This is a genomic window from Streptomyces sp. NPDC014623 (genome assembly GCF_043088245.1).
GTDB lineage: Bacteria > Actinomycetota > Actinomycetes > Streptomycetales > Streptomycetaceae > Streptomyces.
Window position 1 is genome coordinate 1 of record NZ_JBIBZU010000027.1, and the last position, 18,019, is coordinate 18,019.

Consider the following 18,019-nt stretch of genomic DNA (forward strand, 5'->3'; position numbering starts at 1 on the left):
CGCGAGATGACCCGGCTGATGGCCGACGCCGGCATCACGCCGCAGGTCGCCCAGGTCCGCTCCGGCGAGGCCGAGCTGAACCGCATCACCGGCGCCCGGATCCCGTCTGGCATCCCGGTCGTGATCACCGCACCGGTGGTCGAACGCCCCAGGCGCGGTGTCTCCTCCCGAGGTCGACGCCGCCCCGTTTCGGCGACCCGGCGCGCGTCCGTGCTCCAGACCGTCGTGGACGCGGCAGCCTAGAACATTCGTGATCAGGAAGCTGACCCATCTCTGTAGGAGGCACCTTTTGACGCTCGTTCAGATGCAGCACCGTCCGGCGGACACCCACCCCGTGCACAGGGCGGTGGTCGAAGTCATGGACACGGCCGGACCTCAGGTCTGTGACGACATGAGCGTCGAGGTAGCGCTAGCCGTCATGGCCGCCGCGCGCACGGGCCGACTCGTCGTCTGCGACCAGGACGGCCAGTGCACCGGTCTGGTCACCCAGACCGAACTCGCCACCGTCCGGGACAGCTCCGCCTACACGGACCGGGTTCGCCTACGCGACATTCTCGGCGACCGAGGAGCGTTCACCTCACCCGTGACCAGTGCGGCCGAAGCCGGGCTCGCGATGCGCCACCTCCGGCTCGGTGCTCTGCCGGTGGTCGACGAGCGAGGCAGCGCTCTGGGCGTCCTCGCACTCTCCAGCTGACCCGCCTCACCCCCTGGCCGGACCGCTTTCCCTTCTCCTCTGTGAGGCCACATGCGCTGCGTCATCGCCCGCTTTCCGTTCGATCTCACCAAAAGTGGCGTGCTGGAATCGATGAAGGGCATCAAGCCCGAACCGGACACCGGTGAATCCGTGACCATCGGCCGCCGCCTCTATCCCGTCAAGCAGGTCGGCCAGGTCATCACCCGCCAGGACCGACGTGACTTCAGCGCCGCCGAAGTCTTCCGGGCCATGACCAAGCTCGGCTTCACCTGCCACACCCTTCCCGAGGCCGCACCCGCGCGCGCCCTCAGCCCGCTCCAGCAAGCTTCCGCGATGCTCGGCACCCCCGCGTCCGTCTGACCGGCAGGTAAGACGCGAGCCGGCACCTGAACACCGGTGTGGGCCCGACCGGTACGCCGGCCGGGCCCACACCGCTTGCTATGGCTTCCGGCCGCAGTGTCTGCTCAGAGGTCGGAATGGCTGAAGTCGCCCACGGTCCAGGCGCTGACGTCCCTGATCGCAACACGGCGTATTCCACCCGTCTCCGGAATTCCCGCCGTGCCCTGAGGGCCCCGGGCGGCATGGAAGCGAAGACGTGCGGGCGGTTCGTCCTTTTGTGAGAACTTCGGAGACGGGTGGAGAATTCACCAGGCGATGCGTGCGGGAGACCCGCGGGAACAAGCGCTGGTGACCGCGACGGCGGCGCCGCCTCCGAAGCCGAGGTTCCGGAAGAGGAGCCGGCAGCCGATGACGGCCACCGACTGGGGGGCCGTACCCGTGCCGCCCTGGGTGAGCACGAACGGCAGGCCGAAGATTCAGAACGCCTGAAGGACGCGGGAGAGGACCGCGATGGTGCGCGCCCAGGAGTACTGCGAAGGCCGACTCACGCAGGGCAGAATCCGACGCGACCTCGTCCGCTTCCTCGGAACGCTACACCGCCCGCCAGGTGTTTCACCTGGTCGGCCAGTCGCAGCCAGGACCCTGTCGATAGGGGCTGTGACACGGCGGAGCCCCGCCGGGAGCCATCCTGACGGGACTTCCGCGTGGAGCTGTGTCACGACGAAACCGCACCGAGCGGCTTCGCCGTGAGATCGAGTGCGCCGGCGCGGACGATGTGGACGGCGCCTCATGCGGTCCGGGACCGCGAAACGTCCGGTGTAACTCCCGATCATGGAAGATGCATCGATGACCGGCAACGACATGACCGAGGCCGAGGCCGTCGAGCCGTCCGAGGCGGCACCGGCCAGGTCTGCCGCTTGCTCGCCCGCGGCCGGTGCGCGTCACCGCCTGCCGGTCTCCCCGCGTGTGTACGTCTCCTTCGGCAGTGCGCGCAGGGTGGTCTGGGCCTTGAGGAGCATTTCCTCGTACTCGGCCTCCGGGTCGGAGTCGAGGACGATGGCGCCGCCCGCGCCGATGGTCAGTTCGCCGTCATGGCGGACGGCGGTGCGGATGGTGATGCTCAGGTCCGCCGTGCCCGTGTAGCCGACGAAGCCGATGGCGCCGGAGTAGACGCCGCGAGCCTCGCCCTCCAGGTCGTCGATGATCTCCATGGTGCGTAGTTTCGGTGCCCCGGTCATGGACCCGCCGGGGAAGCAGGCCCGGACCGCGTCCACGGCGGAACTGCCCTCGCGCAGGGTGCCGGTGACGGTGGAGACGAGCTGGTGCACGGTGGCGTAGGACTCCACCGCCATGAGCGAGGGGACGGTGACGGTACCGATCTCGCAGATCTGCCCGAGGTCGTTGCGGAGCAGGTCCACGATCATCAGGTTCTCGGCGCGTGTCTTGGGATCCGTGCACAGGGCACGGCGCGTGGCCTCGTCGGTGTCCGGGTCCGGGTGCCGGGGCGCCGTGCCCTTGATCGGCTTCGCCTCCACCGTACGGGCGGCGTCCACCTTGAGGAACCGTTCGGGTGAGGAGCTGAACACCACGAGGTCGCCGAGGCGCAGCAACGCCGCGTAGGGGGCGGGGTTGAGTCGCCGCAGGCGCCGGTAGTAGGCGATGTCGTCGGCCGGTGCGGGCAGATGCAGGTTGGTGGTGAGGCAGATCTCGTAGCTCACGCCCTCGCGCAACCTGCGGTCGCACTCCTGGATGTCCGCCAGGTACTGTGCGCGCGGGCGCGCCAGCCATGCCGAGGCGTCGTGCTGCTCGGGGGGCGGCGGGGCGGAGGCGTCCGCGTGCGCGGCGGGAAGTTCGGCCAGGACGGGGACGACCGTTCTGATCCATTTCTGCGCGGCGTCGGAGTCCTGCTGCTCGCAGACGGCGACGACGTACGTGCGGTTCTCGGCGTGGTCCACGGCGATGAAGCGGTCCGCCTGGAGCCACACGGCGTCCGGGGTCCTTGACCGGTGGGCGCGCCGCCCGCCGAGGTCGGCCTTCAGTTCGTAGCCGAAGTAGCCGACGTAACCACCGGTGAAGTCGAAGGGGAGCTCACCGGCCCCCTCGACCACGCGGCCGGTGCGGCGGTCGAGCGCGTCGAAGACGCTGCCGTCCTCCCGGCGCGAGGTGCCGTCCGGGTGGTCCACGACGGTGTGCCCGTCCTCGACGCGGTAGGTCAGCATCTCCGCTCCCGGCTCCTCGGCGGCGCCGAAGAACGAGAAGCGGGCCAGACCGGGTTCCACGTGCGAGCTGTCGAGCCAGAAGGCGCGGGTGCTCGTCCCGTACAGCGCCAGGTACGCGGCCTCCGCGTCCACGGCCCGGTCCAGGACGTCGTACTCCGCGCGCAGCCGAGGCGATGACGCGCCCGAGGCCGCGACCGGTACGGGCGCGGCCTCGGCCCGCCCCTCGTACGGGCCCGTACCGCTGTCGCGCCCCGCCAGTGCCAGGTCCCGGAAGTTGGTCACGAGGCGGGCGCCGTGCTCCGTGCAGATCGACTCCGGGTGGAACTGCACGCCCCACCAAGGCCGTTCGCGGTGGGCCAGGCCCATGATCACGCCGTCCTCGGCGCGCGCGGTGACCTCCAGGTGCGCGGGCACGGGTTCGGCGACGCTCAGCGAGTGGTAGCGCACGGCGGTGAAGTCCTGCGGGATGCCGACGAAGAGATCCGTACCACTGTGCCGGATCGTGGACAGGTAACCGTGCCGGGGCTCCGGCGCGGGTGTGACCGGCGCGCCCGACAGCAGACCCACGCCCTGGTGTCCCAGGCACACCCCCAGGACCGGCAGCCCGGAGTTCTCCAGGACATCGCGGGAGCGGCCGAAGTCACGGGGGAGCGCCGGGTGGCCGGGGCCCGGGGAGATGACCGCGGCGTCGAAGCCGTGCGGGTCGAACCGGTCCCGGGCCCCGGCATCGTTGCGTACGACGACGGGGGCGACGCCGTACACCTTTGCCAGCAACTGGTACAGGTTGTAGGTGTAGGAGTCGTAGTTGTCGATGAGCAGGACGCGCATGGGGTCAGCACCTTGGGTGGGGTGGCGGTCAGGGGGTTCGGGTCGACACCGTTGACCAGTCGAAGGGGAGGGTCTCCAGGACGTCCAGCTCTTGGCACAGCTGCCGCAACCCGCTGAAGTCCTGGAGGAGCCGCTTGCCCCCGGAAGCGCTGCTGAGGTCCCGCAGCATCTCCTCGCCCCCCTCCACGTCGAGCAGGTCCAGGATCCTCGCCCAGGTGGTGAAGTCGTGCGCGGCGAAGGCCTCCATCCCGTCGGCCAGCGCGGCGAGGAAGTAGTCGCGCTGCCCGGGGGAGAAGTGCTTCCACGCCTCCTGGGCGAGGGTGTCCGCGATCGAGGCGTGGCAGTACTCGTCGCGGTTGTGCAGGACGGCCGTCATACGGTTCACGGGCTGGATCCCGTGGCTCTCGGCGACGAGGTCCAGGTGGGCGTTGACCGAGATCTCCGCGACCGTGGTGAAGGCGAGCGACACCAGAGCCCGCTCCTCGTCCGTCCCGGCGCCGGCGAGCCGGTGCGCCTGCCTGCGCGCCTTGTATGCGAGGGGCAGCGCCGTCTCGGGCATCCGCCAGCCGCGCTTGCGGCGCGTCACGGCACTCGCGTTGAGGTGCATCAGCGTGTGGTACTGCTCGTCGACCATGGCCTGGGTGACCGCGAGCGTCATGGCCTCGCTGTCGATGCCCGTGTCGAAGACGCCCTGCGTGACCAGGGCGAGGCCCGGGTTCACCACGTGCTGCTCGATGTCCATGATGTTCTTGTTGAACGAGATCCACCCCCACGCGAGAATCCGCGCCTTCATACCGTCGTCGAGCGCGAGATAGGTGGGGTGTTCGCGGAAGGGCAGCAGGGCCTCGGGGAAGTCCGGCCGGTCCAGTTCGAAGACGTCGTCCAGGTTCGGCTCCTCTTGCTTGACCGTGGCACGCCGGTGCCAGTTGCCCGCGAGCCTGCTGAGGACGGCGTTCTCCACCGCGTCGTGCGGGTCGTGCTCCGGGAGCGACCGGAGCCGTCGCGCCACGGTGAACGCGCCGGGGTCCGTCTCGTTGGGTATGTCGTTCATGGTGACCTCGGTCCAGGTCAGAGCCGTCCGGCGCGCACGGCGCCGGTCTTGGTCCTGAGGGATTCGATCTCGTCCGGTTCCAGCGCGACGCCGAAGACCTGCTCCGGGGCGGAGAGGACCCCTTCCACACCGAGTCCGCGGTGCACCGGTGCCACGCCGGCCCGGATCGCGGTGAGGGTTTTCCCGATGGGCACGTGCCACACCGCCGGCTGGGTGCGCTGGAGGACCAGCCGGTGGCTGAAGGGCGAGCGGGGGCGGCCCGGGCAGAAGTGGTTGAGGAGCTCGAATTCCGCGGGACAGCGGTTGTCCAGCAGTGGGGTACGCATCACGGACCGCCCAAGAATTTCCGGAGCGTCTGGACGTCGCCGGGTTCCAAGGTGATCCCGAAGAGCTCCTCGGGAGCGGAAAGCATCTCGTCCTTGTCGAGTTCCCGGAAGGTCGCCGGCCTCGCGGGACGCATTTCCGTGAGAGTGCTACCGGCGAGGAGGTGCCTCACTTCGGGCTGTGTGCGCTGGAGGACCATCTGGTGGTTGAACGGTGAGCGCGGATGCGTGAGGCAGAAGTGGTTGAGGAGCTCGAAGTCCGAGGGATAGCGCACGTCCGTGGTGAAGCCGTAGAGCTCGGCCGGTCCTTCCGGCCGCAGGAACCGCAGCACGTGTTCACCGGTCGACTCTCGTTCGAGATCGAACGACCAGTCGCCGTCCAGCTGTGCTTCCTCCGCGATCCGGATCGGCTCGTGCGGTCCGTAGGCACCGAAACTCACGTCGTGGAGCCAGCGTTCGCCGTCGAGCTCCACGCACAGGGCCACGTGGAGGGCCGGCCCGAACTTGTTCCCGGTGCGGATCCGCGTTCGGCCGGCGAGCGCCGTGAACGTGAACCCGATGCGGTCGAGCACGGCCGCCATCAGCACGACCTGCTCCAGGCACCAGCCACCGCGGCCCCGTCGCACGATCTTGTCCTGGACGCTGTCCAGGTCGAGCGGTACCGCCGTGCTGCCGAACAGCGCGTCGAGGTTGTCGAAGGCGATCGCGTCGACATGGGCGGCGTGCAGGCCGCGCAGTGTGGAGAGGTCCGCAGCCACGCCGCCCTGGTAGCCCACGCGGGCCAGGTAGGCGTCCAGGTCGACGCCACCGCCCTGCCACATCGAATCTGTCATATGTAGCTCACCCTTCATGTGAACTGCCCGGCGACCATGGCCGCGAGAATGAGCCAGCCGAAGTAGGTGTTGGAAACGAAGGCGTCCCAGCACGATTTCGGGTCGTCCAGGTCCACACGTACGATCAGGTAGGACAGGTAGATTCCCGCGAGTGCGAGGATCAGGTAGAACGCCCACCCCATCGACGTCTGAGAACCGGCCCACAGCACGCCGCCGACACTGAGCACGGCGAAGACCGCCAGCCACGCCTTGGTGGCCTTGCCGAACAGCAGAGCGGAAGACTTGACACCGATCTGGCGGTCGTACTCCTTGTCCTGATGGGAGTAGATCGCGTCGTGAATCAGGGTCCAGAAGGCCCCACCGGCGTACAGGCCGTACACCGCGAGCGGGTAGTCGGCGCTTCCGGCCGCCGCTGTCCAGCCGATCAGCGAGTAGACGCTCATCACCAGCGCCAGGAACGCCGAGGGCCAGAAGAAGACGCGCTTCATGTAGGGGTACGCGACGATCAGCGGGTACGAGGCCGCGGCGACCAGGGATGTCTCCACGTTCACCACCGCCAGGACCAGCAGTGCGACCACGGCCTGTGCGGCGGCGAACAGGAGTGCGTTCTTGACGCTGACCGTCCCCGACACGACAGGACGCGACACGGTGCGGGCGACTCGGGCGTCCACGTCCCTGTCGATCACGTCGTTGACCGCGCAGGCAGCGCCGCGAACCAGCACCGCAGCGACGGCGAGAAGCACCACCGCCAGCGGGTCCGGCCGTCGCCCGGACGCAAGGGCGACAGCCCACAGTCCCGGGAGCAGGTAGAGCACGTATCCCGTGGGCCTGTCCAGTCGCATCAACAGGAGGTACACGCGGACTGGAGTGGGGCTCTTCGTGACTACGCCTCTAGATATTTCGTGCAGCATCAGGACCCGATCACCATGTCACCGGAAGTTGGATCAACCCGCCGATCAGCGTGTTGAGGCGCAGTCTCAGTTCATCCACACCGACAGCCAGCCGCATGGTCGGGAATCGCGTGACGAGCTGGGTGAGCACCACCTGCAGCTGCATCCGGGCCAGCGTCGCGCCGACGCAGTAGTGCGCACCGTGCCCGAACGCGAGACTGCCCGTGGTGTCGCGAGTGACATCGATGCGGTCGGGGCCGGCGAAGGCCGTCTCGTCGTGATTGGCCGCGATGATGTTCAGCAGCACGAAGTCACCGGTCCGGATGGTGACCCCGTCGATCTCGAAGTCCGTCAGCGCGTAACGGGGCATGCCGCCGGTGTGCGGATTGGGCATCGACATCCGCAGGGTTTCCTCGACCGCGCCGGGGATGAGACCCGGGTCGCGCAACAACGCCTTCCACTGCTCGGGGTCGGCCAGCAACAGCGACACACAGGTGCCGATCCGGGCCACCGTGGTCTCGTAACCACCGAACAGCAACAACGCCGTCAGTCCGATGACCTCGTTGTCGTTGATCCCTTCGGTCGCGCAGATCCTGGAGATCGCGTCATCGCCCGGGTTTCGCCGCTTGTCAGCGACAAGTTGTTTGCAATAGGCGAACAGCTCACTCAGCCCTTGCTTGGACCTGACCGGGTCCCCGACGCCGGCGGCGTCCTGGGTCCAGCCCCCGAACCGGTCCTTGTCCTCCTGGGGCACGCCCAGCCACTTGCACATCACCTGGATCGGCAGCGACAGCGCCAACGCCTCGCGTAGGTCCACCGGTGGCTTCTGGCCGGCCATTCCGTCCAGAAGCTGCCCGGTCACCTCTTCGACGTAGGGCCGCAGCGCCAGCATCCGCTCGGGTGAGAAATGCGGCTCCAGCAGCGCCCGCAACCGGGCGTGGTCGGTGGCGAAGTCGCCCAGCAGACCGGCGAGAATCGCAGAACCGCTGTCCTTCGCCGCAGCCCGCGGATCGGGATTCGAGCGGCTGAGCCGGTCGTCGTCGAGCAACTTCCTCACCCAGGCATGGCCGGTGACCAGCCACGCCTCGTCTCCCTCGGCGGTACGAACCCGATGAACCGCGCCCTGGGACTGGAGCGTGCGCAGCCCTGACGCGAGGTGCAGCACATTCGTCTGCTCGAAAGGCAATTGAGCTGGGGTACTCACTGACGGCCTCCGCCGGAATCGAGGTTCGGACCACCGTGTCGAAGAAGGTCACGACGTACTGGAGCGCGTCGTCCCGATGTTCGTCGGGGAACGAGGAGGGCGAACTCGCCGACCAGCCTCTTACCGGTCAGAAGCTACGCGCATGAGGTTCACGAATCACACCACTGAAAATCACTGCGCTGGATATGTTGCGTAAATATCTTTTCAGCCCTTACCCCTGCGTCGCCGTGCGATGGAATTTCGGCTAGCCAGGGATGGATGAGCGCTTTCCTGAAGCTCCTGATCACCCGGCACCACTACAGGTCGATGCGTGGGCGACTCCTGCGTCTGTGCGCAATGCGAAACCGGGGTGTTGCATCGGAATTTGCGTGATCGTTCTGACTGCCATCCTGGTGGGCGGCCCTGGTCGTGTCAACGATGCGGCGTGCGCATCTTCGGGTTTAGGAAAAACCCCAAAGAAGGCGGCGCAGGGCTGGATTTGGACTACTCTGCGGATTGGTTGCCGCTGGGCGGCGTCCAAGGCCGTAGTTCGGGTCCGGCTGTCGAGCCGGCGTCCAACGGTGAACAAGGCTTCCCGAGAGGGCTTCGGTTTCCACGGGCCGGCGTGGATGCCCTGTTCGGTGGCGCGGGTCAGGCGTTCCGACGCGGACGTCGTGGCGCGGAACGGAGTGGGATGAGTGGCGGTGAGCGGGTCTTGCCGGCCGAGCGGTGTGTGCCTTCTCCGCATCGGTGTCTCGCCGCGGGTGCGGCGGGACGCGGACGCACGTGGGCTGGAGGTGCTCGACGCGACCTGCCCCCGGCGGCGGGACGCACCAGGAGAGCCCGCCGGTCCGCTCGCGACGGGTGGACGTTGCTGCTGATCGGCCATGCGGGACACGAGGAGGCCGAGGGCGCCTACGGGCACGCTCCCGACCGGACGGTCATCGTCGAAACGGTCGCAGGGACGAAGGCCTGGACCTCCCCCGTACACCACGGAGATGAAATGGCGAAGAACTGTCACGCTTCGGCCGGGTCGGCCTTGCCGAGGCCGCTGAACAGCTCCCAGGCCGAGCGATGTCACACAACGTCACTGACCATTGCCGGGAATGGCTCACAGAAAGTTTGAGAGGTGGAATGGCGATGTCTGTTGATTCGGGGCAACTGCATGAGAACAGGTCGTTCGACCCGTATGGCGCGCATCGCGACGACCCGTATTCATTTCTGGCCGGCATCGGAGAGACGGAACCGGTGTTCTACGCTCCTTTGCTCGGCGCGTGGTGCGTCACCCGGCGCGAGGACATGGTTGCCGTGCTGCGGGACGACCGGAACTTCTCGGCACGCGACCACAATCCCCGCCCCGCGGTCACGTTGCCCGAGGACGTGAGCCGGATGCTGCGCACGTGGCGCGGGGCTGATGCTCTGGCTGTCGGCTCGCTCGACCCTCCCGAGCACACCAGGATCAGGGAAGTACTCAATGTGGGGTTCACGCCGACCAGGGTCAGAGCGTTCGAACCCACGATCCGCGCTATCGCCACCGATCTCGCCGAGCGGGTCGCGGTCGCGGAGGAGTTCGACTTCATCACGGAGTTCGCGGTTCCGTACTCCCTCGAGGTGATCGGCCGGCGCCTTGGGATCCCGGACGAGTACCTCGACCGCTGCCGCACGTGGTCCGAGCAGCGCATCGAACTCATGATGGTGCGGGGCCACACCGATCTCGACCGGCTGCGTGAATACGCCCGTGGGCTGATGGAATTCGGAGCGTTCGCCCGGTCGCTCGTGCAGGACCGGCTCGCCTCGCCGCAGGACGACCTGATCAGTGAACTGCTCCACGAGGGCAAGGCAGGCCGCACACTCACCGCCGACGAGGCTTCCGTCATGATCCCCACACTGATCTTCGCGGGACACATGACCTGTGCCGAGGCGCTCGGCACCATCCTCTTCCAGCAGTTCCAGGCACCCGGCGGCTGGGCCGAGGTGGCCGACGGGACGATCGCCACACGGGACCTCGTCGAGGAAGGGCTGCGGTTCGACAGTCCGCTGGCGGGCATGTACCGGACCGCTGTCAACGACGTCGTGGTCGGCGACGTCCACCTGGCCGCGGGGAGCCGACTACTTCTGCTGTACGGAGCGGCCGGCCGGGGCAGTCACTCCTCCGCGTGTCCGGTCGCGTTCAGTCCAGGCAGTGGGTCCGCCTCGCATCTCGCGTTCGGCCACGGCATCCATTTCTGCCTCGGAGCCGGATTCGCCCGCGCGGAACTGGAGATCGCGATACAGGCCCTCGCCACCAGGATGCCAGGCCTGACCCTGGCACCAGGGCCGCTGCCGCGTCACCGACCAGTGTTTCCGCTTCGGGCGTTGACCGAGTTGCGGGTGCGGCAGCGGTGACAGGGGCATCCGGGCGGTTGTCGGGAGATCCGGAGGACACGCCGCCCCCCCGCAGAACTCACTTGTCCGACGGCATCGAAGGGAAAACCCTGAGTGCCACGGGTCACGACGCTGGCTGGTGATACTTCGTCACCGGGTATCCCGCCTGGTGAGGAGCGTCTTCCTTGTATGAGGCCGGGGGAGGAGGAACGGCTCCGGGGCAAGTGGGCGGAGTTCGTTGCCGATGTGTTCGGGACGTCGTCCCGGCGGGATCAACGGCGGCGGGGTGAGTGTTATCTGCGAGGTCTGATGCTGGACGGAGGGCGCAAGACGATCCAGCCGATGGCGGATCGGCTGCCGGACGGCACCATGCAGGCCCTGCAGCGGTTCGTGAACCAGTCGCCATGGGATCCACTGCCGGTCAGGTCGTGGACGTCGCCCGGCAGGGCGGACGAGAGCCACAGCGGCCGGCCGTCGGCGTCCGTGACGACCTGCGCGTTCACTCCGTGGCGGCGGTGCCACCCGGCCCGTCCGTCGCCGACCCGGCCGCACTCGCCGGGAGTACCGTCGAGCAGGACGACGCCAGGTTCGTGCGCGGCGTCTTCCGCGTACCCGGCGCGTGTTCGGCGGGCAGATGGATGACCGTGACGGTGCAGGTGTGGGTGGTGGAGTCGCCGCTCCCGAACCCGGCGGCGATCTTCGCCAGGGTGGTGTGTTCGCGCGGGTGCACCAGTGCCCCTCGCGTGTTGAGACGGACGGAGCTCGCAGCGTCGGCCACCTTCACGGGTGGCGACGAGCATGGTGGCCTGGTCCACGCGCGGATGGAGCAGGCCGAGTGCGGTGGGGCTGGAAACGGACGAGGCCCCCGAGCAGCGTGATGGAGACGTCAGACATCTCGATCAACAGCTCGGGAGCCTAAGGGCTGTCCCACGCTTCCTGGCGGGCGCACGACGACAGCCACGGCACCTCGCCGCGTTGTCGAAACGCCCGGATACATCCAGTACGCGGGCGCCTCTCCGCCTTGCGATGCACCGCATCTGACGCCGCGCGCTGATCCACCAGGAAGTGCGGGACAGCCCTTAGACCGTCGCGCTTTACCGGTCCTCATTCGAGCGGCGGCCGAATCGAGGAAGCCCACCTGCTCAGGAAGTGCCAGAGAGGACCTCTGCCACAGCCTCACGCCATGAGACGCCCGGGGGCGGTGCTCACGGTCAGGCGCGGACCGCGGTAAGGAAGAGGTAGCCGCTCTCCGGGACGGACCCGAACTTGCGCATGAAGTCGAGGAGCGAGGTGGCCTGTTCCTCGCCGACCAGTTCGGCCAGCTTGTCGCGGACGGTGTCCACGGCGTCGGCCATGAGCCCAAGGGTGCGGATGACGTTGTCGGTGATGTCGGTGATCTCCACGTCGACGAAACCGTTGCCGGCCAGCGCCGTCCGGTATTCGTCCACAGTGCCCAAGGAGTGCACCCCGTAGTGCTCGACGACATGGTCCAGGACCACGCGTCCCTCAGGGCTGACCGGGTCCCGCTGGATGACGTCGGCGATCGCGAGGCGGCCGCCGGGGCGCAGGACGCGGGCGGCCTCGGAGATCACCTGGCCGCGGTCGGGCATGTGCCACATCGACTCGAACGCCCAGGCCGCGTCGAACGAACCGTCGGGGAAGGGCATGTCCATCGCATCCCCGAACTGGAACGTGGCCCGGTCGGTGAGCCCGGCCTCGGCCGCGAGTTTCGTCGCATCCGCCACCTGGATCCGGCTGATGGTGATGCCCACCACGTCCACGTCGGAAGTGCGGACGAGTCGCAGTGCGGGGTAGCCGATGCCGCAGCCGATGTCCAGGACCCGTTGGCCGGGTTGTGCGGCGAGGCCTGAGATCATCAGGTCGGTCAGACGGTCCGTGGCCTGTTCGACGGAGCTGTCGTCGGCGTCGTTCTCCCAGTAGCCGTAGTGGATGTTGGGGCCCCACGCGGAACCGTAGATCCGGCCGAACCCGTCGTACACGTTGAGGACATCGCTGTGAGCGGGAGACTGTCCGAGCGTCATGAGGAACTCCGTATCGTTGTGAAGGCGGCGGGAAGCCGACGGTGATTCAGCTCTACCGGCGGTGAGCCCGCGAATGATCGTGTCGGTACGCCACCGCAGGTCCTGCCCGTCGTCCCCAGGGCTCTCACGGTGCGGCGCGGCTTCCGCAGCCCGGCCGGCCGGTCGCCGCCGTCTGCCCGGACGGTGAGCTTGTCCGCGGTGCCCTTCGCGTACCGGTCGCTGACCACGAACTGGCCCGTGCCGGCCGATGGCGGGCCCTCCTGTGGCGAAGATCCTGGTCAACCGCCCTGGACTTCGGCGGTCACATTGAAAGAAGGGCGGAAACCCGCTGGGCTGGGCGATCCCCAGCCCAGCGCCTGCTTGATCCGCTCATAACCACATAAGCCATCAGGTGTCGAGCGCTCCGGATTCCGTGCGGATTTTCAGCGTCTTTTATCGTCCCTTGCTCACTTCAGCTCGAAACGCAAGAAACCCAGCCGCACGCCCCCGTCTCGCCATTCAGCGCCAAGCGCCTGGTTAGCCAGCAGAGATATCCTCAGCTGCCTGCGGTCAACTGGTGAGAGGCTGCTGTCGCTGTCCAGTACCGCCTTCGTCCAGGCGGTACTCTCCTCCCAGAAAGGCGCGGTTTCTGACGTAGCGTCGACGTCATCGACCAATTCGAAACCCGCGGCCTGTGCCGCCTTTACGTAGTCGAGCACCGTAGCCGGTTTTGTGTAGAAGTATTCGGCCCACACATCGGCCCCGTGAGGGCGTGTGATGAACACTTCCTCGATGCACACACTCGCGCCCGGACGAAGCACGCGTGCCAGACGCTCGAACCACAGAGGACGGTCGAAATATCCGCTGCTCTCGATCGCTACTGCTGCGTCATAGGGGCCGCCGTCCAAGGGCAGGCGCTTCGCATCGCTGACCAGTGTGCGGACCCTCCCGTCCACACCGCATTCCCGCGCGAACCCGTCGACCACCGGCGCGTGTTCCGGGGCGTTGGTGACTGCCGTGACGTCGGCGCCGTATTCCTGCGCCCAGAAGAGCGAGCCCCCGCCGAGGCCGCAGCCGACATCCAGGATCCTGCCTGACAGTCGCTGTTCGGCGTCCCAGACCTTGGCCGCATACCGCAGCAAATCCTCCTGGTGGCGCCGTATGCTGCCGCGAATGGCATCCGGCGTCACATCGTCAGTACGCGACGGCGCTTCGGAGGAAGGGTAGTAACCCACATGGTAGTGAATCCTGGGCCCAGGTCCGTATTTGCGAACAAGTCTGGCTGTCTTGTCGTCGTAGTACTGGCCAACTATTTTCACCTCATCCTGAGGGTCCAGCGCTGTGTGAGGTGAACTTGTAAGCCCATCCAGATTCGACACGGGTCACTCCTCCAGAGCTCGGATGCCGACGACGTTGGCGAATGGCCTGCTTTGAGCGTTGTGCTGCGCTCGCCGCGGCTTCGGCGAGGATGCCTGGTTCGGCAAGGATCGCCAGACCGGATTACACGTTAATCAACTGTGCCTGTACCTTTCGCATGTGCGAGAGTCACCCGGTACTGAGGCACGTAGGCAATCCGTGAAGCCACCCTCATGATCCGGAATCCCGAGTGGTACCGAAATCGAGTGGCAGCTATTGGATTCCATCCTGGAGGGCGGCTCCGGCCGTGTCAACGATGTGGCGCACGCACTCTCTGGTTTAGGAAAAACCCCAAAGAGGGCGGTGCAGGGCTGGATTTGGACTACTCTGTGGATTGGTTGCCGCTGGGCGGCGTCCAAGGTCGTAGTTCGGGTCCGGCTGTTAAGCCGGCGGCCAACGCTGAACAAGGCCTCCCGAGAGGGCTTCGGTTTCCACCGGCCGGCGTGGATGCCCTGTCCGGTGGCGCGGGTCAGGCATTCCGATGCGGACGTCGTGGCGCGGAACGGAGTGGGATGAGTGGCGGTAAGCGGGTCTTGCCGACCGAGCCGCGGAGTTTTTGTGCTGGGGCCGCCGGACGACAACCGTCATCGACCTCGCGCTGGAACAGCTGGGCGCGCCGGTCTGCGTCCGCAAGGAGATCGTGCACAACCACTACGTGGCGCGCGAGTCCGAGCACCGGGGTGTCCGGTTCGTCGGTTCCGAAGAGGAGGCGCCGGAGGGCGCGGTGTGTGTCTTCTTCCGCGTATGGTGTCTCGCCGCAGGTGCGGCGGGACGCGGACGCGCGTGGGCTGGAGGTGTTCGACGCGACCTGCCCCGGCGGCCGAGGCGCATCAGCAGGCCCGCCGGTCCGCCCGCGACGGGCGGACGTTGCTGCTGATCGGCCACGCGGGCCGCGAGGAGGTCGAGGGCACCTACGGGAACGCTCCCGACCGGACGGTCATCGTCGAAACGGTCGCCGGGGCGGAAGCACCGGACCTCCCCACGCGCCGGTCGCCTGCCTCACCCGGATCACGCTCTCGGTGGGCGGTACCGGGGACATCATCGCCGTGCTCCAGCGCAGGTTCACCGACCTGTGCTGGGTCCGCCAGTGACGGCATCTGTTACGCCGGCCAGAACCGTCAGGACGGCATCAGGGGCATCGGGGACCGGTGCGACCTGGTGCCGGTGGCCGGTTCGGCCAACTCCAGCACCTCGATCCGGATGGTCGGGGTGGCGCGCAGGCTCGGCGGCAGGGCCCGGGAAGCGCTCAACACCATCGCGGGCGGGCCGCAGCGGTCGCTCGTCGTCGTACTCAACGACAATCAGCGTTCCTACGAGCCGACCACCGGCGGTCATCGACGACTCCGGCACCTGGCCGGCTCACTCGGGGAGGAATACCGGCGACCGTCGATGCGGAAACGTCCTTCCCACGCGTGGTCGAGGCCCTGCTCCCCGTGGCTACGCGGTGGGCCTCCCGCCAGGCATGGCGGGTACGGTGGCGTCGTGCCGGTGTCGGTGCGGTCGATGACCGCCACGTCCACCACCGACATCGACGCCGCGCCGCAGCAGATCGCCGAACTCACCACGGCGGGCCGACGGATCGTCGGGCCCTCGGCGGACGACGCGGCCGCGCTGCCGGCGAGCGCCCGCAAGCCGGGCATCCCGGCGCTCGCTGACATCCGCTTCCAGCCGAGGTACGTGTGCGCCGTTATCGACGCCGGCTGTGCCGCGGTACGGGGCAGCCCCGGTAACCGGGCCGACAAGGGACTCGCCGGGGCCGACGGCACGGTCCGCAGTCCGTATCGGAGCCGACGGGATGAACCCTTCCCCGGACCGGAAGGGCGGGAACCGGTTCCGTGCGAAGATCCGCGCCCCCGTCGAGCAGACCGTGGGCACACTGAAGACCTGGCGTCCGCTCCACGCACTGCGGTGCTCCACCACTCGAATCACCGCCCTCGTCCAAGCCGTCCTCGCCCTGCATCCGTCCGGCTCGGACCATGGGGGAAGGGCGCAGTCACACGATGACGCAGCCGGTCGTGTATTAACGTGCGGAATGCGATCTCGCCAACCACCCGGCACTAATCCACCGTTTCCCAGGCGATGCGCGGGGGCCACACATCTGTTCGTAGAATCTGGAGGACGAACGCCCTCGAGACCAACGCGACACGATTCGGCGCCTGAAGCTTGTCGGACATGACGCGGACGTGGTAGTCGATGGTCTTCGAACTGAGGTACAACTCTCTCGAAAGTCGTCCGCTGGAGAAGCCGGCCGCGACACCCTCCAGGATCCTGACCTGGATCGAGCTGGGAACCCAGCCACCGACCGGCTGGGACACTTCGCAGCCATTCTGACCCATATCCATGGCACCCATCCATTCCGTACAGCCCGGGTGGGCCGTGTCTTTCGGATGACCTGTTCATTGGTTGGTGTGTGTCGTTGAGCGATGTCCGGTGGACGAGGAACAAGCCGTTGTTGCCGGGCCGGACACCGAAGCGATGAGGTCGGTGGCGTGATCACCGGAAGATGATCGGCGGGATCGCGTTCAAGTGCCGCGCAAAGACTCCATGGATGGGCCTGCCCGAGCATTCCGGGCCGTGGAGGGCGTCCACAACCACCTGCGGAAGTGGGCTGCCGATGGCACTTGGGAGGAGGTCTCCACCGCCCTGCTCGCCCGGGTCGGCGCCGGGAAGGCCCTCAGCTCCACCGCCGTCCGCTCGCGCTCGTCATCACGCATGGCCGACGCGGTGGCGCGCCCGCATTTCGTGAAGCCGTGGTCCCCGGCCGGTCGGTCGGCCCAGGACCACACGAGACGTGGTCCTGGGCAACAAGGCGTACTCGGCACGGGCGATCCGCAACCACCTGCGGCGGCGGCGCGGTATCCGGGCGGTGATCCCGCAGCCGGCCGACCAAGCGGCCCACCCCAAGCGTCTCGGCAGCCGTGGCGGCAGACCACCGGTTTTCGACCGCGGCACCTGCAAGCAGCGCACCACCGTCGCGAGCTGCATCAACAAGCTCAAGCGGTGGCACGGTCCGGTCACCCGCTACGACGAGACCTCCACCGTCTACTTCGCCGCCGTCTTCATCCGGTCCGCGCGGTGACCCAGGAGAAACGGCCTAGCGGCCACCCGGGTGCGGCACCCGTGCGAGCCCCGAGCAGACACGGCCGCCGGAGGGGAGCGGGGCGAGCCCGTGCGGGACCAGCCCGACCCGCTCGTTCCTTGTGCGGCCCGTCTCGGCGAGCACGGCCACCCTCCGTTCGGTCCCGGGGACTTCGCGCACGGGTCTGTTGAAGCCGTCAGCGGCGTAGCGGCGGCGCAGCCCGCCCTCCGCGCCCAGCGGGAGGTCGGCCGGGTTCTGGATACTGGTCCCGTGATGGGCCTGCGTGCGCCGCTCGAACCCGGAGCGGATGACGGGGGGAGCGGAACTGTAGTGAGTAGAGGGCATTGTGGGGGCTACTCCTATCGAGGTGTCGCGCCTGCGGATGGTGAGGGCATGCCGTGCGATTGGCGATGAGGCCGAACGGGATGGTCGGTTCGGTGGTAGCGGCGGGGTAGGTCCCGTCTGTCCCAGGTGATTGACCACCGTGCCCAGGTGGTGTCAGGGCAGTTCCTCGGCTGTCCGGCGGCCACCGGCTTCCCCGATGGGGCCGGCCGGTGTGCGCAGGTGTGTCTCGATGGTGCCCTCGGCCTCCCACTGCCGGCCCGGCGACATGGGCGGCCTGGACGGGGTGGGCGAGGTCGCGGTGCTTGAGGTCTGCCCGGATGGGCGATGCCCAGGTGTCGGGTCGCGTCGCGCAGGGTGGCCGGCGCTCCTGCGTGCCTTCGCACCACCGGTGCCCCCAGCGCGAACTGCAGCGGTGCCGACACTCTCTTCTCTCT

14 protein-coding genes and 5 pseudogenes are annotated in these 18,019 nt (G+C 67.9%); 8 read left to right on the forward strand and 11 right to left on the reverse strand.

All coding sequences use genetic code 11. From position 1 onward, the window contains the following. The 3 genes and pseudogenes from ACF1FZ_RS31185 to ACF1FZ_RS31195 all read left to right on the forward strand — a co-directional run. Positions 1 to 243 (forward strand): annotated as a pseudogene (locus tag ACF1FZ_RS31185) (ATP-dependent helicase); the annotation flags it as partial. Positions 244 to 289: 46 nt separating this feature from the next. Beyond that, the gene (locus ACF1FZ_RS31190) at positions 290 to 694 is read left to right on the forward strand and encodes a CBS domain-containing protein (protein ID WP_391776739.1); all 405 of its coding nucleotides are present in this window, start codon (positions 290 to 292) and stop codon (positions 692 to 694) included. Between the two features lie 51 nt (positions 695 to 745). Then, positions 746 to 1,054, forward strand: coding sequence for an SCO5918 family protein (locus ACF1FZ_RS31195; protein ID WP_391776740.1), 309 nt, complete (start codon positions 746 to 748; stop codon positions 1,052 to 1,054). A 920-nt stretch (positions 1,055 to 1,974) separates the two neighbouring features. Here the strand turns inward: ACF1FZ_RS31195 and pabB are convergent. The 6 genes from pabB to ACF1FZ_RS31225 all read right to left on the reverse strand — a co-directional run bounded on the left by pabB (position 1,975) and on the right by ACF1FZ_RS31225 (position 8,363). After that, on the reverse strand, positions 1,975 to 4,080 hold the full coding sequence (gene pabB / locus ACF1FZ_RS31200; RefSeq protein WP_391776741.1) for an aminodeoxychorismate synthase component I: 2,106 nt from the start codon (positions 4,078 to 4,080) through the stop codon (positions 1,975 to 1,977). A gap of 28 nt (positions 4,081 to 4,108) precedes the next feature. Continuing rightward, on the reverse strand, positions 4,109 to 5,131 hold the full coding sequence (locus ACF1FZ_RS31205; protein WP_391776742.1) for a diiron oxygenase: 1,023 nt from the start codon (positions 5,129 to 5,131) through the stop codon (positions 4,109 to 4,111). 17 nt (positions 5,132 to 5,148) lie between these two features. Then, positions 5,149 to 5,460: a hypothetical protein gene (locus ACF1FZ_RS31210; RefSeq protein WP_391776743.1), complete on the reverse strand. Its 312-nt coding sequence runs from the start codon at positions 5,458 to 5,460 to the stop codon at positions 5,149 to 5,151. After that, positions 5,457 to 6,287, reverse strand: coding sequence for an arylamine N-acetyltransferase (locus ACF1FZ_RS31215; RefSeq protein WP_391776744.1), 831 nt, complete (start codon positions 6,285 to 6,287; stop codon positions 5,457 to 5,459). The genes ACF1FZ_RS31210 and ACF1FZ_RS31215 overlap by 4 nt, the downstream gene beginning before the upstream one ends. Positions 6,288 to 6,301: 14 nt before the next feature. After that, the gene (locus ACF1FZ_RS31220) at positions 6,302 to 7,129 is read right to left on the reverse strand and encodes a 4-hydroxybenzoate octaprenyltransferase (protein ID WP_391776745.1); all 828 of its coding nucleotides are present in this window, start codon (positions 7,127 to 7,129) and stop codon (positions 6,302 to 6,304) included. Positions 7,130 to 7,208: 79 nt separating this feature from the next. Beyond that, positions 7,209 to 8,363 (reverse strand): cytochrome P450, encoded by a 1,155-nt coding sequence (locus ACF1FZ_RS31225; RefSeq protein ID WP_391776746.1) that lies wholly within the window; start codon positions 8,361 to 8,363, stop codon positions 7,209 to 7,211. Positions 8,364 to 9,500: 1,137 nt separating this feature from the next. Here ACF1FZ_RS31225 and ACF1FZ_RS31230 point away from each other — a divergent pair. Together ACF1FZ_RS31230 and ACF1FZ_RS31235 are read left to right on the forward strand one after the other, a co-directional pair. After that, the gene (locus ACF1FZ_RS31230) at positions 9,501 to 10,745 is read left to right on the forward strand and encodes a cytochrome P450 (protein ID WP_391776747.1); all 1,245 of its coding nucleotides are present in this window, start codon (positions 9,501 to 9,503) and stop codon (positions 10,743 to 10,745) included. Between the two features lie 168 nt (positions 10,746 to 10,913). Beyond that, a pseudogene (locus tag ACF1FZ_RS31235) lies at positions 10,914 to 11,150 on the forward strand (transposase); the annotation flags it as partial. Here the strand turns inward: ACF1FZ_RS31235 and ACF1FZ_RS31240 are convergent. The 3 genes and pseudogenes from ACF1FZ_RS31240 to ACF1FZ_RS31250 all read right to left on the reverse strand — a co-directional run. Beyond that, positions 11,129 to 11,524 (reverse strand): annotated as a pseudogene (locus tag ACF1FZ_RS31240) (IS5/IS1182 family transposase); the annotation flags it as partial. The pseudogenes ACF1FZ_RS31235 and ACF1FZ_RS31240 overlap by 22 nt on opposite strands. Positions 11,525 to 11,935: 411 nt before the next feature. Then, positions 11,936 to 12,766: a methyltransferase domain-containing protein gene (locus ACF1FZ_RS31245; RefSeq protein WP_391776748.1), complete on the reverse strand. Its 831-nt coding sequence runs from the start codon at positions 12,764 to 12,766 to the stop codon at positions 11,936 to 11,938. A gap of 446 nt (positions 12,767 to 13,212) precedes the next feature. Further along, entirely contained in the window at positions 13,213 to 14,124 is a 912-nt protein-coding gene (locus ACF1FZ_RS31250; protein ID WP_391776749.1) for an SAM-dependent methyltransferase, read from the reverse strand. Between the two features lie 781 nt (positions 14,125 to 14,905). Here ACF1FZ_RS31250 and ACF1FZ_RS31255 point away from each other — a divergent pair. Further along, a pseudogene (locus tag ACF1FZ_RS31255) lies at positions 14,906 to 15,841 on the forward strand (flavodoxin-dependent (E)-4-hydroxy-3-methylbut-2-enyl-diphosphate synthase); the annotation flags it as partial. A 54-nt stretch (positions 15,842 to 15,895) separates the two neighbouring features. Beyond that, positions 15,896 to 16,133 (forward strand): annotated as a pseudogene (locus ACF1FZ_RS31260) (transposase family protein); the annotation flags it as partial. A gap of 85 nt (positions 16,134 to 16,218) precedes the next feature. Here ACF1FZ_RS31260 and ACF1FZ_RS31265 read toward each other — a convergent pair. Beyond that, entirely contained in the window at positions 16,219 to 16,512 is a 294-nt protein-coding gene (locus ACF1FZ_RS31265) for a LuxR C-terminal-related transcriptional regulator (protein WP_391776750.1), read from the reverse strand. 440 nt (positions 16,513 to 16,952) lie between these two features. Here ACF1FZ_RS31265 and ACF1FZ_RS31270 point away from each other — a divergent pair, with 440 nt between their 5' ends. Then, a complete protein-coding gene (locus tag ACF1FZ_RS31270) occupies positions 16,953 to 17,240 on the forward strand; it encodes a hypothetical protein (protein ID WP_391776751.1) in 288 nt (95 codons plus the stop codon). A 15-nt stretch (positions 17,241 to 17,255) separates the two neighbouring features. Here ACF1FZ_RS31270 and ACF1FZ_RS31275 read toward each other — a convergent pair whose 3' ends face one another. Then, a complete protein-coding gene (locus tag ACF1FZ_RS31275; RefSeq protein ID WP_391776752.1) occupies positions 17,256 to 17,585 on the reverse strand; it encodes a hypothetical protein in 330 nt (109 codons plus the stop codon). Between the last annotated feature and the right edge of the window lie 434 nt (positions 17,586 to 18,019).